An 11826-nucleotide genomic window follows, 5' to 3' on the forward strand; every position below is an offset into this window, starting at 1 on the left:
CATGCACGCTCCGCAGGCCCTGCCCGGCTGGATCGAAAGCGGCGCGCTGGTGCTGGCGCTCCTGCTGCTGACCTGGCAGGTACGCCCGGTGGCGCGGTCCCTGGCCGGGGATGGCGGCGCCCGGCTCAGGGTGCTGCTGGCGACGGCGCTGGCGCTGGCGGCGCTGCGCTGGTTCAACACCGCGCCGCTGCAGGGGGTGATGCTGCACCTGACCGGCGCCAGCATCGCGACCCTGCTGCTGGGCACCGGGCCGGCGCTGGTGGTGATGGCGCTGGCGAGCCTGTCGGGGGTGTTGATGGGTGCCGCCTGGCACGGCTGGGGGCCGGACTTCGCGATCAGCGGGGCGTTGCCGGTGCTGGTGACCGCGGCGGTGTCGCGCGCGGCCCGGCGCTGGCTGCCGCACAACATCTTCGTCTACATCATGGCCAACGGGTTCTTCGCCTCGATGCTGGCAGCGGCCGCCGCGGTATTGGCGAAGTTCGCGGTGGCCGCGTGGCTGGGCAGCCGCTCGGCGGCGATGTACCTGGCGGCCACGCCGCTGATGATGTTCGCCGAGGCCTTCCTCACCGGCGCCCTGATCGCGGTGATCGTGGTGTACCGGCCGCAGTGGTGCTCGTCCTTCGACGACAAGGTGTACCTGTGGCCGGAGCGGCCGATGTAGCGCGGCACCGTCCCGGCGGGTCCCGGGGCTGCTAGGATGCGGCGGGTTCGACCTTCAGCCAGGAGTCATGAATGAGCCACCCGGACCCGATTTCCGCCCCCGCCAGGCGCGGCGTGGTAACCCGCTTCCTCGACGGCGTGGAGCGCGTGGGCAACAAGCTGCCGGACCCGGCGATGCTGTTCCTGATCCTGATGCTGCTCACCTGGGTGGTGTCGGCGGTGATGTCGGGCTGGAGCTTCAGCGAGATCGATCCGCGCAGCGGCGATCCGGTGGCGATCAACAACCTGCTGTCGGGCAGCAGCCTGACCGCGTTCATGGCGACGATGGTGCAGACCTTCGTCAACTTCGCCCCGCTGGGCGTGGTGCTGGTGGCGATGCTGGGCCTGGGCGTGGCCGAGCACACCGGCTTCATCAACGCGCTGCTGCGGGCGATCCTGAGCGTGACCCCGAAGATGCTGCTGACCCCGGCCCTGATCGGCGTGGGCATCCTCAGCCATATCGCGGTGGACGCGGGCTACGTGCTGGTGATCCCGCTGGGCGCGGTGATCTTCTACGCCGCAGGGCGGCATCCGCTGGCGGGCATCGCGGCCGCGTTCGCGGGCGTGTCGGGCGGGTTCTCGGCCACCTTCTTCGTGCCCTCCAGCCTGGATCCGATGCTGGCCGGCCTGACCCAGGAGGCGGCGCGGATCCTGGACCCGGGCATGGAGATCAACCCGCTCAACAACTACTGGTTCACGACCTCCTCGACCTTCCTGGTGATCCTGGTGGGCTGGTTCCTGACCGACAGGGTGATCGAGCCGCGGCTGAAGGGGACCGAGGTGGACGGCGACACCAGCGAGATGCCGACCATGGAGCCGCTGGAGCCCAACGAACGGCGCGGCCTCGTCTGGTCGATGGTGGCGATGGTGATCGCGATCGCCCTGTTCATCCTGACCCTGCTGCCCGAGGGCACGCCGTGGGCCGCCGATCCGGCCACGCTGGCGCCGGGCACACATCCGCTGCTGGCGTTCACCGCGCCGCTGATGCAGTCGATCGTGGGGCTGATCTTCATCTTCTTCCTGATTCCGGGCGTGGTCTACGGTTACGTCGCCGGCACCGCCAAGAGCCACCGCGACATCATCGAGGGCATGAGCAAGTCGATGAGCGGGATGGGCTACTACATCGTGATGGCGTTCTTCGCCGCCCAGTTCATCTACGCCTTCAGTCAGTCCAACCTGGGCGTGCTGCTGGCCATCAAGGGCGCCAATGCGCTGCAGGCGATGGGGCTGCACATGTCGCTGATGCTGGTGGGCCTGGTGCTGCTGTCCGGGGCGGTCAACCTGCTGGTCGGTTCGGCCTCGGCCAAGTGGGCGCTGATCGGCGCGATCATGGTGCCGATGATGATGCAGCTGGGCATCTCGCCGGACCTGACCCAGGCGGCGTACCGGGTCGGCGATTCGAGCACCAACATCATCACCCCGCTGCTGCCGTACTTCCCGCTGATCGTGGTGTTCTGCCAGAAGTACGTGAAGTCCTCGGGCGTGGGCACGCTGCTGGCGCTGATGTTGCCGTTCTCGATCACCCTGCTGGTGGTCTGGACGCTGTACCTGATCGGGTTCTGGGCGCTGGGGATCCCGCTGGGCGCGGGCGCGAGCTACGTCTATCCGGCGCTGTGACGGCCGCATCCGGCCTGCCTGTTCAGCCGCCGCGGCCGATGCGGTAGTGTAAATTTCGCCACGGGCGGTCCGTCGAGCGCCCGTCAAAGTCCGGGAGTACCCAAGCAAGTGTCCAGCAACCCGACCCCGAGCGCCGAGGGCAAGACGTTCTTCGGCCATCCGCGCGGCCTGTTCGTGCTGTTCTTCGCCGAGATGTGGGAGCGCTTCTCGTTCTACGGAATGCGCGCGATCCTGATCTTCTACCTCATCCAGCACTGGATGTTCTCCGACGAGCGCGCCTACGGGATCTACGCGGCCTACGGTTCGCTGGTCTACATCGCGCCGGTGCTGGGCGGCTACCTGGCCGACCGCTACATCGGCCAGCGGCGCGCGGTGCAGTTCGGCGCGATCCTGCTCACCATCGGCCACGGCCTGATGGCGTTCGAAGGCTCGGGCGGGCAGGACTCGCCGCTGCTCAACGTGTTCTGGCTGGCGCTGGCGTTCATCATCATGGGCGTGGGCTTCCTCAAGTCCAGCATCTCGGTGATGGTCGGGCAGCTGTACGAGCCGGGCGACGCGCGCCGCGATCCGGCCTTCACCATCTTCTACATGGGCATCAACCTGGGCGCGGCCACCGGTTCGCTGCTGGCCGCCTGGCTGGGCCAGACCTTCGGCTGGGCCTGGGGTTTCGGCGCGGCCGGCATCGGCATGCTGCTGGGCCTGCTGGTGTTCCTCTGGGGCCGGCCGGCCCTGCTCGGCCGCGGCGAGGCGCCCGACCAGGCTGCGCTGGTGCGGCCGGTGTTCGGCATCCGCACCGAGCACTGGGTCTACTTCTGGGGCCTGGTCGGCGTCGTGGTGGTGTGGTTCCTGATCCAGTACCAGCACGTGGTGGGCGGGCTGCTGGCCGCCTGCGCGGTGGCGGTGGTGGCCTACTTCCTCTACGAGGCGGTGTGGAAGCTTGACCGGATCGCGCGCCACCGGATCCTGGCGGCGCTGTTCCTGATCGCGCTGCAGCCGCTGTTCTGGGCGCTGTTCGAGCAGGCCGGCTCTTCGCTCAACGTCTACACCGACCGCCACGTCGATCGTTCCATGCTGGGCTGGGAAGTGCCGGCGGGCATGTTCCAGTCGATCAACGCCATGTACATCATCGCCCTGGGGCCGTTCTTCGCCGCGCTGTGGCTGTGGCTGGCGCGGCGCCGGCTGGAGCCTTCCACCCCGGCCAAGTTCGGCCTCGGTCTGATCCAGCTGGGCCTGGGCTTCTTCGTGCTGGTGTGGGGCGCGAACTCGACGGACGGCCTGACCCCGGTGATCTTCATCTTCCTGATCTACCTGCTGCACACCATGGGCGAGCTGTGCCTGTCGCCGGTGGGGCTGTCGGCGATGACCAAGCTGTCGCCGTCGCGGCTGGTGGGGCTGATGATGGGCTCGTGGTTCCTGGCCACCGCGGCCGGCAACTACATCGCCGGCGCGATCGCGGCGGCCACCGGTGGCGCGGGCGTGGGCGACGATGCCGTGCGCCAGGTGATGGAGGTCTACAGCTCGGTCGGCTGGCTGGCGGTGATCGTCGGCGCCGCGGTGATCCTGGTTTCGCCGCTGGTGGCACGCCTGATGCACCAGGACGAGGAGCAGCTGCGCCAGGATCGGGCGCTGGTCGGCCAGGGTGAGCTGGGCGAGCCGGCGGCGGCGGGCACCGACAGCCGCGGGGAAACCCGGGGCATGTGAGCGCCAGGCCCGCGTACCACGGGACGGATCAGGATCCGTCCCGTGGGCGCGAGGCCTGATCCAGGCGGGTCAGCAGGCGATCCAGCATGGCGCGCTCGCTGTCGCTGAAGCCCGACAGCAGCTGGCGCTCGTACTCCAGCGTCATCGGTACGACCTGGTCGTAGACGCCATAGCCGGCCGCGCTGAGCCGCAGCACGGATCGGCGGCGGTCGCTGCCGTGTACTTCGCGTTCGATCAGGCCGGTTCTGAGCAGGCGCGCGACCGCGCGGCTGACGGCGACCTTGTCCATCGCGGTGCGCTCGGCCACGCCGGTGGCGGACAGCTCGGGATAGCGGCCCAGCACCGCCAGCACCCGCCACTCGGTGATGCCGATGCCGAAGCGTTCGGCGTAGGCGTCGGCGATGGTCTGGCTGATGTGGTTGGACACCACGCTCAGGCGGTAGGGCAGGAAGTGCTCCAGTTCGAGGACTTCGTGGCGTCCGCCGGTGCTTGCACGGCCGGGGCGCTGGCCGCTGGGAGGCTGGGTCATGCTGCGTTGCGCCTTGCATATGGTTTCAGATGAAACTATAACCACGGGCTCGTCCAGATGGCCAGCCGCGTCCGCGGTACGCCCCTCATCCACGGAGCTTCCCCCATGAGCACGCAGACCCAGACCCAGGCCCCCAACCTTGGCATGGAGGTCACCACCTTCGAGAACCCGATGGGCATCAACGGGTTCGAATTCGTCGAATTCGCCGCGCCCGCAGGCGAGGGCCCGCGCATGCGCGACTACCTGGAGAAGCTCGGCTTCACCGCGGTGGCCAGGCATCGCGAGCGCGACATCACCCTGTTCCGCCAGGGCACCATCAACTTCCTGCTCAACGAGCAGGCCGATTCGTTCGCCTCCGATTTCGCGGCCAAGCACGGCCCGTCCGCGTCCGGCTTCGCCATCCGCTTCAGCAAGAAGCCGGCCGAGGTGCTCGAGCACGTGCTCGCCAACGGCGGCGAGAAGGCCGACCACAAGGTGGAGACCCGCGTGGTCGACGCGCCGGTGATCAAGGGCATCGGCGACTGCATGCTGTACCTGATCGACGACTCGGCCGGCGACATCTACGCCGACTACGAGCCGCTGCCGGGCGTGGACCAGCACCCGAAGGGCTTCGGGCTGACCTTCATCGACCACCTCACCCACAACCTGTTCCTGGGCAACATGCAGAAGTGGTCGGACTACTACGAGAAGCTGTTCAACTTCCGCGAGATCCGCTACTTCGACATCAAGGGCGCCAAGACCGGCCTGCTGTCCAAGGCCATGACCGCGCCGGACGGCGTGGTGCGCATCCCGCTCAACGAATCGAGCGACGAGAAGAGCCAGATCAACGAGTACCTGCGCGAATACAAGGGCGAGGGCATCCAGCACATCGCGCTGTTCACCGATGACATCTACGCCTCGGTGGAGAAGATGCGCGAAGCGGGGATCGACTTCCTCGACACCCCGGACACCTACTTCGACGTGATCGACCAGCGCGTGCCCGACCACGGCGAGGACGTCGACCGCCTGCGCCGCAACGCGATCCTGATCGACGCCGACCCGGAGACCAAGCAGCGCAAGCTGCTGCAGATCTTCGGCAAGAACGCGTTCGGGCCGATCTTCTTCGAGATCATCCAGCGCAAGGGCAACGAGGGCTTCGGCGAGGGCAACTTCCAGGCCCTGTTCGAGTCCATCGAGCGCGACCAGATGCAGCGCGGCGTGCTCTGACCCCGCGCGCCGGGGGCCGCCCGCAGCGGGGCGGCCCCGGCATGCCGGCTCAGTACGCGCCGTTCAACCCGGCCAGGCCGGCCATCATCGCGAAGCCGCCGAACAGGAACATGACGCCCACCAGCACCAGGCCGATCAGCATCAGGATGCCCTGGATCATGAAGAACAGGCGCAGCTTGTCCGTGGCCCTGGTCGCGACGGCCGCGTCGCCCGAAGCCGAGGCGTCCTCGGCCGCGGCGGCGGCCTGGAACAGCAGCACGCCGAGCCAGATCGGCAGCCAGGCCACCAGGATGCCGACGATCGTCAGCGCCTGCAGCGCGCCGCTGAGGATCATCATGACCGCCAGCAGCTTCATCCAGAACTTGCCGTCGGTGAGCGGGCGCACGATCGCCCGCACGTCGTTGGATGCGTCGTCCATCAGTGTCGTTTCCTTTTTCCCCTGGAGTGAACGCGCCGCCTGAGGCGGGCGCTCCGGGATTATTCGCGATTCCAGCAGGCTGCGCCAACCGCAACAGACCGAGGATCCCAGGATGTCCAACAGCATCGATTCCAGCGCCGGCTATCTGTCCGGCTTCGGCAACGAGTTCGCCACCGAGGCCATCGCCGGCGCGCTGCCGGTGGGGCGCAACTCGCCGCAGCAGGTGGCGTACGGCCTGTACGCGGAGCAGCTGACGGGCACCGCGTTCACCGCGCCGCGGCATGCCAACCGGCGCAGCTGGCTGTACCGGATCCGGCCGGCGGCGATGCACGGGGAGTTCACCCCGTTCGACCAGCCGCGCCTGCATGAGGATTTCGGCAGCGGCCCGGTGACCCCGGATCAGCTGCGCTGGAACCCGCTGCCGCTGCCGGACGAGGCGGCGACGGTCGATTTCGTCGACGGGCTGGTCACCATGGCCGGCAACGGCGGCTCGGCCGCCGGCACCGGCGTGGGCGTGCACATGTACGCGGCCAATGCGTCGATGCGTGGGCGCTTCTTCTACAGCGCCGACGGCGAGCTGCTGATCGTGCCGCAGCAGGGCCGGCTGCGGCTTGCCACCGAGCTGGGCGTGCTGGACGTGGAGCCGCAGGAGATCGCGGTGGTCCCGCGCGGGGTGCGCTTCCGGGTGGAGCTGCCCGACGGCGTCGCGCGCGGCTACGTGTGCGAGAACTACGGCGCGATGCTGAAGCTGCCGGACCTGGGGCCGATCGGCGCCAACGGCCTGGCCAACCCGCGTGATTTCCTCACCCCGGTGGCGGCCTACGAGGAGGACGAGGGCGACTTCGAACTGGTCGCCAAGTTCCAGGGCCACCTGTGGCGCGCCGACATCGGCCACTCGCCGCTGGACGTGGTGGCCTGGCACGGCAACTACGCGCCGTACAAGTACGACCTGCGCCGCTTCAACGCCATCGGCTCGATCAGCTACGACCACCCGGATCCGTCGATCTTCCTGGTGCTGCACTCGCCCAGCGACACCCCGGGCACCAGCAACATGGACCTGGCGATCTTCCCGCCGCGCTGGCTGGTGGCCCAGGACACCTTCCGCCCGCCGTGGTTCCACCGCAACGTGGCCAGCGAGTTCATGGGCCTGATCCACGGCGCCTACGACGCCAAGGCCGACGGTTTCGCCCCGGGCGGCTGCTCGCTGCACAACTGCATGACCGGGCACGGGCCGGACGCGGCCACGTTCGAGAAGGCGTCCACGGCGGATCTGTCGAAGCCGGACGTGATCACCGACACCATGGCCTTCATGTTCGAGACCCGCGCGGTGCTGCGGCCGACCGCCCAGGCGCTGGACGCGGCCCACCGCCAGCGCGACTACCAGGCCTGCTGGGCCGGCCTGCAGAAGCACTTTTCCAGCAGCGGGCCGGACCGGGATTGACCCGGCGGCTCGCCTGACCATGCCGGCCAAGGCTGTGTAGAATGCGCCGCCAGAGGCCGCAAGGCCGACGTTTTCCGGTTCGCTCTACGGGGTAGCCAGTGTCCAGGTGGTGCGCGATCCAGGGCGCCAGCCTGCGCAAAGGGTCACTATGAGAGTCATTGTCTGCGGCGCCGGCCAGGTGGGAACGACGATTGCACGGCACCTCTCTGCCGAGGGAGTCAGCGTCACCGTCGTCGATATCAATCCGGAGCTGGTCCGCATCGTCGACGAGAGCCATGACATCCGCGGCGTCGTTGGCCACGCCTCGCATCCGGAAACCCTGCGCATCGCCGGGGCGATGGACGCGGACATGCTGATCGCGGTTACCCGCTCCGACGAGGTGAACATGGTTGCCTGCCAAGTGGCCTATTCACTTTTCAAGGTCAAGCGCCGCTTGGCCAGGCTGCGCCATTCGGGCTACGAGTCCAGGGATTCGGATGGGCTGTACGCGGCCGAACACATGCCCATCGATGTGATCATTTCCCCCGAGGCGGAAGTGGCCGAAAGCATCGCCAGGCGCTTGTCCACCCCGGGGGCGTTCGACATCCTTCCCATGGCCGGTGGCCTGGTGGAGATGCTCGCCATGCACGTGCTGGACGTGAATTGTCCTGCGGTCGGCGAACGCATCCAGGACATTTGCGCCCAGCAGGACTACGAGGGCCTGACCATCCTGGCGCTGGCAAGGAAAGGGCAGATGTTCATACCGACCCCCGAGCATCGGATCGAGGTCGGTGACGATGTCTACGCGATCGTACCCAGCGATCGCCTGGATACGGCGATGACGCTTTTCGGCCATCGGGAACGGATGGCCAGCAGCGTCCTGCTCGTGGGCGGTGGGAACGTGGGCCTGCACCTGGCCCAGAAGATCACCACCGATTTCCCGGGCATTCACCTGGACATCATCGAGCTCGACAAGGAACGTGCCGGGCATATAGCCGGCATTCTGGGTTCACGGGCGACGGTGTTGTTGGGTGATGCATTGGATCGCGGGTTGCTCGAGGAAGCCCGGGCCGGCAGCAAAGACACCCTGGTCGCGGTGACCAACGATGACGAGACCAACATATTCTCGTCCGTCATCGCCAAGCAGATCGGGTGCAAGCGGGCTATCACCCTGGTCAACAAACGCTCCTACGAGCAGCTGATCCCCACGCTGGGCATCAGGACGGTGGTCAGTCCAAGCGCGCTGACCGTGTCGACCGTGCTCCGGCACATGCGCAGGGGGGCCATCGAGGCACTCCATACGCTGCGCGAGGATTTCGGCGAGGTCGTCGAGGTGAAAGTGGAGGAAGGCTCCAGGCTTCTCCAGTCACCCCATGCAGGGCTTGACCTGCCGGTGGGAATGAAGATCGGGGCCCTGGTCCGGGACGGTTGCGTCGTCATGCTTGGCCCCGATGTCCGAATCCAGGCTGGCGATCACGTCATTGCGTTGGTGACGTACGCCAATCTTCGGGCGGCCGAGTCGATCCTGGGTGGCACCCGCAGGCGTCTTCTGTGAACAGTGGAGTAAGGCTGCACTGGCAGCCTCCACTGCGTGTGGCCCGGGCGCGCAGCATACGTCCGGTGCTGTTCCTGACGGGGCAGGTGCTGCTGGCCGCTTCCGGCTTCATGCTGCTCCCACTGGTCGTCGACATCCACCAAGGGCATCGTGACTGGATGTCGTTCGCCATGGCGGCTGGTGTTGCGGGCCTTATGGGCACGGGCCTGGCGTGGCTGAACCGGGGAATGCTCAAGGAGGGGCTGTCTCGCAAGCAGGCGTTCATCCTGACCCCGCTCAGCTGGACCATGGTTGCGGTGGTAGGCGCGCTTCCCTTCTTTTTCTCCGAGCACCCCCAGCTTGGCGGCAACCTTGCCAACTCGATGTTCGAGTCGGTGTCGGGTATCACGACCACGGGGGCCACCGTGATGACCGGATTGGAGGGTGCGCCGCCGGGGATCCTGCTGTGGAGGGCGCTCCTGCAGTGGATGGGAGGCGTCGGCATCATCGCCACGGCGATAGCGATCCTGCCCACCCTGGGCATTGGCGGCATGCAGCTTTTCCGCACCGAATCTTCGGACCGCTCGCCGAAAGCCATGCCCAGGGTCCGCCAGATCGCGGTCACGATCGGGTGCGTGTACGTCGGGCTGACTCTGCTGGCGGCGCTGGTCTACTGGTGGGCGGGCATGGACGCCTTCGATGCGGTCGCACATGCGCTGACGTCGATCGCCACCGGTGGCTACTCGACCTCCGACGGCTCCTTCGGATCCTGGGAAGCCAACGGGATCCAGTGGTTCGCAGTCGTGTTCATGCTCAGTGGCGCCGTTCCATTCGTGCTGTACGTGCGGATGATTTCCGGCGACGGTCGGGCAATGTTCGACAGGCAGGTCAAGGCAATGCTCTCCCTCATCGCTGTGGTTGTCATCGCATTGGGGCTGTGGCTTGCAGCGACCGGTGAACATGCGCTCGAACCGGCGTTTCGTCATGCCGCGTTCAACGTGGTTTCGGTGATAAGCACGACGGGCTACTCGTCGACCGACTACGGTGTGTGGGGAGGTGGCGTCGTCGGGGTCTTCTTCGGGCTTCTTTTCATCGGTGGATGCACGGGCTCGACGAGCGGCGGCATCAAGATCTTCCGTTTCGAGGTCACATTCGTCATGCTCAGGGCACACTTCCTGCGCCTGATATATCCACGGGGGGTGTTTCCGCGGACGTACGGCAGCCACGTCATTCCCGATGAAGTCGTCGGGTCGGTCGTCGCGTTCCTGGCGGTCTACTTCATCTGTTACGCGACCGGCACCGTCATCTTGATGGGCCTGGGTCTGGACTTCCTGACCAGCGCAAGCGGAGCGGCCTCGGCGCTGTCCAATGTCGGCCCGGGGCTGGGAGACATCATCGGCCCCGCGGGGACGTTCGGCCCGCTGCCCGATACGGCCAAATGGGCTCTGTCGTTCCTGATGCTGCTCGGGCGCCTGGAGTTGTTCACGGTGCTTGTTCTTTTCCTGCCAAGGTTCTGGCGCGGCTGAAAACGTGCGGCATCCGGCCGGCAGGGGCCGCTCAGGCGTTGCGGTTGTCCACGTCCTCGCGGATCTTGCCGTCGGGGTCGGGCAGGCGTGAGGCGCGCGGCGGCAGCTCGCCCATCAGCGACAGGGTCGCGCGCGACATCATGTGCGCGCTGACCGGCGCGGTCAGGAACAGGAACACCATGATCAGCAGCTCGCGCGGGTGCAGGCCGGTGCCATAGAAGGTGTGGAACACGATCGAGGCCAGCAGGATGCAGCCCACGCCCATGGTGCTGGCCTTGGTCGGCCCGTGCAGCCGGCGCAGGAAGCTGCTGAGCTTGATCAGCGCGAATGCGCCCAGGAATGCGAAGTAGCTTCCGAAGCCCAGCAGGATCACCAGCACGATGTCGAGGGCCTGGTTCATTCCACGATGTCCCGGCGGATCACGTACTTGCTCAGCACCACGGTTCCGAAGAACCCGAGCATGGCAATGATCAGCGCGACCTCGAAGTAGATCTCCGAGTCCAGCACCATGCCGAACAGGATCAGCTGCGCCACCGCGTTCACGTACAGGGTATCCAGGGCGAGGATGCGATCGGGCGCGGTCGGGCCGCGCAGCAGCCGCCACAGCGACATCAGCATGGCCACGCTGACCACCAGCAGGGCGAGGACGATGGCGATCTGGATCATGGGAACACCTTCCGCAGCGGGACTTCGTAGCGTTGCTTGATTTCCTCGACCATGCCCTGGGGGTCATCCGTGCTCAGCACGTGCACCAGCAGGTGCTTGCGGTCGTCGGTCAGGGCGGCGGCAACCGTGCCCGGGGTCAGCGTGATGACCGCGGCCAGCGCCGAGATGCCGTGGATGTTGGTCAGCTCCAGCGGGATCCAGATGAAGTGCGGGGTGAGCTTGCGCTCGGGCCCCAGCACCTGCCGTGCCACGGTGAAGTTCGCCTTCACCAGATCCCACAGCAGCAGCCCGCCGAGCATCAGGAACACGTCCAGCCGGGCCATGCGTGCGAACTCGCGCTCCAGGCGCGCAGAGATCATCGGCATGACCAGCGCGAGCAGCAGGCCCATGAGGAGGTTGGCAGGATCGAAGGTCTCGGCCATCAGCAGCCAGAAGACCAGGACCGTCAGGCTCTGCGGAATCGACGGCAGCCACCTGCGCCGCAGCACCAGCAGTTTCCTCAAGGTCTGT

The 11826-nt window shown here is 67.1% G+C and carries 12 protein-coding genes; 7 read left to right on the top strand and 5 right to left on the bottom strand.

Features of this window, described 5'->3' with window-relative positions; genetic code table 11:
- The first annotated feature begins 1 nt into the window (after position 1).
- The 3 genes from ACOZ90_RS11585 to ACOZ90_RS11595 all read left to right on the top strand — a co-directional run bounded on the left by ACOZ90_RS11585 (position 2) and on the right by ACOZ90_RS11595 (position 4017).
- Complete coding sequence (locus ACOZ90_RS11585) at positions 2–661, top strand: energy-coupling factor ABC transporter permease (RefSeq protein WP_422893809.1); 660 nt, start codon at positions 2–4, stop codon at positions 659–661.
- A gap of 71 nt (positions 662–732) precedes the next feature.
- Positions 733–2316, top strand: coding sequence for an AbgT family transporter (locus ACOZ90_RS11590; RefSeq protein WP_422893810.1), 1584 nt, complete (start codon positions 733–735; stop codon positions 2314–2316).
- A 108-nt stretch (positions 2317–2424) separates the two neighbouring features.
- Positions 2425–4017, top strand: a complete 1593-nt coding sequence (locus ACOZ90_RS11595) for a peptide MFS transporter (protein ID WP_422893811.1) — start codon at positions 2425–2427, stop codon at positions 4015–4017.
- Between the two features lie 28 nt (positions 4018–4045).
- Here the strand turns inward: ACOZ90_RS11595 and ACOZ90_RS11600 are convergent, their stop codons facing one another.
- Positions 4046–4546, bottom strand: a complete 501-nt coding sequence (locus tag ACOZ90_RS11600) for a MarR family winged helix-turn-helix transcriptional regulator (RefSeq protein ID WP_422893812.1) — start codon at positions 4544–4546, stop codon at positions 4046–4048.
- A gap of 105 nt (positions 4547–4651) precedes the next feature.
- On the opposite strand from ACOZ90_RS11600, the gene hppD reads away from it, so the two are divergent.
- Positions 4652–5752, top strand: coding sequence for a 4-hydroxyphenylpyruvate dioxygenase (hppD, locus tag ACOZ90_RS11605; RefSeq protein ID WP_422893813.1), 1101 nt, complete (start codon positions 4652–4654; stop codon positions 5750–5752).
- Positions 5753–5801: 49 nt separating this feature from the next.
- Here hppD and ACOZ90_RS11610 read toward each other — a convergent pair whose 3' ends face one another.
- Complete coding sequence (locus tag ACOZ90_RS11610; RefSeq protein ID WP_422893814.1) at positions 5802–6170, bottom strand: DUF5362 family protein; 369 nt, start codon at positions 6168–6170, stop codon at positions 5802–5804.
- 112 nt (positions 6171–6282) lie between these two features.
- On the opposite strand from ACOZ90_RS11610, the gene hmgA reads away from it, so the two are divergent.
- From hmgA to ACOZ90_RS11625, 3 genes are all read left to right on the top strand, one after another.
- A complete protein-coding gene (gene hmgA, locus ACOZ90_RS11615) occupies positions 6283–7611 on the top strand; it encodes a homogentisate 1,2-dioxygenase (RefSeq protein WP_422893815.1) in 1329 nt (442 codons plus the stop codon).
- A gap of 148 nt (positions 7612–7759) precedes the next feature.
- Positions 7760–9145, top strand: coding sequence for a Trk system potassium transporter TrkA (gene trkA, locus ACOZ90_RS11620; protein ID WP_422893816.1), 1386 nt, complete (start codon positions 7760–7762; stop codon positions 9143–9145).
- 65 nt (positions 9146–9210) lie between these two features.
- Positions 9211–10650: a TrkH family potassium uptake protein gene (locus ACOZ90_RS11625; protein WP_422893817.1), complete on the top strand. Its 1440-nt coding sequence runs from the start codon at positions 9211–9213 to the stop codon at positions 10648–10650.
- A gap of 31 nt (positions 10651–10681) precedes the next feature.
- Here the strand turns inward: ACOZ90_RS11625 and mnhG are convergent, their stop codons facing one another.
- From mnhG to ACOZ90_RS11640, 3 genes are read right to left on the bottom strand one after another with little or no spacing between them, the layout of a single operon-like run.
- Entirely contained in the window at positions 10682–11050 is a 369-nt protein-coding gene (gene mnhG / locus ACOZ90_RS11630; RefSeq protein WP_422893818.1) for a monovalent cation/H(+) antiporter subunit G, read from the bottom strand.
- On the bottom strand, positions 11047–11316 hold the full coding sequence (locus ACOZ90_RS11635) for a K+/H+ antiporter subunit F (protein WP_422893819.1): 270 nt from the start codon (positions 11314–11316) through the stop codon (positions 11047–11049). Before ACOZ90_RS11635 ends, mnhG begins: the two co-directional genes overlap by 4 nt.
- The gene (locus ACOZ90_RS11640) at positions 11313–11819 is read right to left on the bottom strand and encodes a Na+/H+ antiporter subunit E (RefSeq protein ID WP_422893900.1); all 507 of its coding nucleotides are present in this window, start codon (positions 11817–11819) and stop codon (positions 11313–11315) included. The genes ACOZ90_RS11635 and ACOZ90_RS11640 overlap by 4 nt, the downstream gene beginning before the upstream one ends.
- Between the last annotated feature and the right edge of the window lie 7 nt (positions 11820–11826).

Source organism: Luteimonas dalianensis, assembly GCF_049339425.1.
GTDB lineage: Bacteria > Pseudomonadota > Gammaproteobacteria > Xanthomonadales > Xanthomonadaceae > Luteimonas > Luteimonas dalianensis.

What these genes read in the sequence shown, in the direction of transcription:
- ACOZ90_RS11585 (WP_422893809.1), top strand. Translation starts at nt 2, where the DNA reads ATGCACGCTCCGCAGGCCCTGCCCGGCTGGATCGAAAGCGGCGCGCTG.
- ACOZ90_RS11590 (WP_422893810.1), top strand. Translation starts at nt 733, where the DNA reads ATGAGCCACCCGGACCCGATTTCCGCCCCCGCCAGGCGCGGCGTGGTA.
- ACOZ90_RS11600 (WP_422893812.1), bottom strand. Translation starts at nt 4,546, where the DNA reads ATGACCCAGCCTCCCAGCGGCCAGCGCCCCGGCCGTGCAAGCACCGGC.
- hppD (WP_422893813.1), top strand. Translation starts at nt 4,652, where the DNA reads ATGAGCACGCAGACCCAGACCCAGGCCCCCAACCTTGGCATGGAGGTC.
- ACOZ90_RS11610 (WP_422893814.1), bottom strand. Translation starts at nt 6,170, where the DNA reads ATGGACGACGCATCCAACGACGTGCGGGCGATCGTGCGCCCGCTCACC.
- hmgA (WP_422893815.1), top strand. Translation starts at nt 6,283, where the DNA reads ATGTCCAACAGCATCGATTCCAGCGCCGGCTATCTGTCCGGCTTCGGC.
- trkA (WP_422893816.1), top strand. Translation starts at nt 7,760, where the DNA reads ATGAGAGTCATTGTCTGCGGCGCCGGCCAGGTGGGAACGACGATTGCA.
- mnhG (WP_422893818.1), bottom strand. Translation starts at nt 11,050, where the DNA reads ATGAACCAGGCCCTCGACATCGTGCTGGTGATCCTGCTGGGCTTCGGA.
- ACOZ90_RS11635 (WP_422893819.1), bottom strand. Translation starts at nt 11,316, where the DNA reads ATGATCCAGATCGCCATCGTCCTCGCCCTGCTGGTGGTCAGCGTGGCC.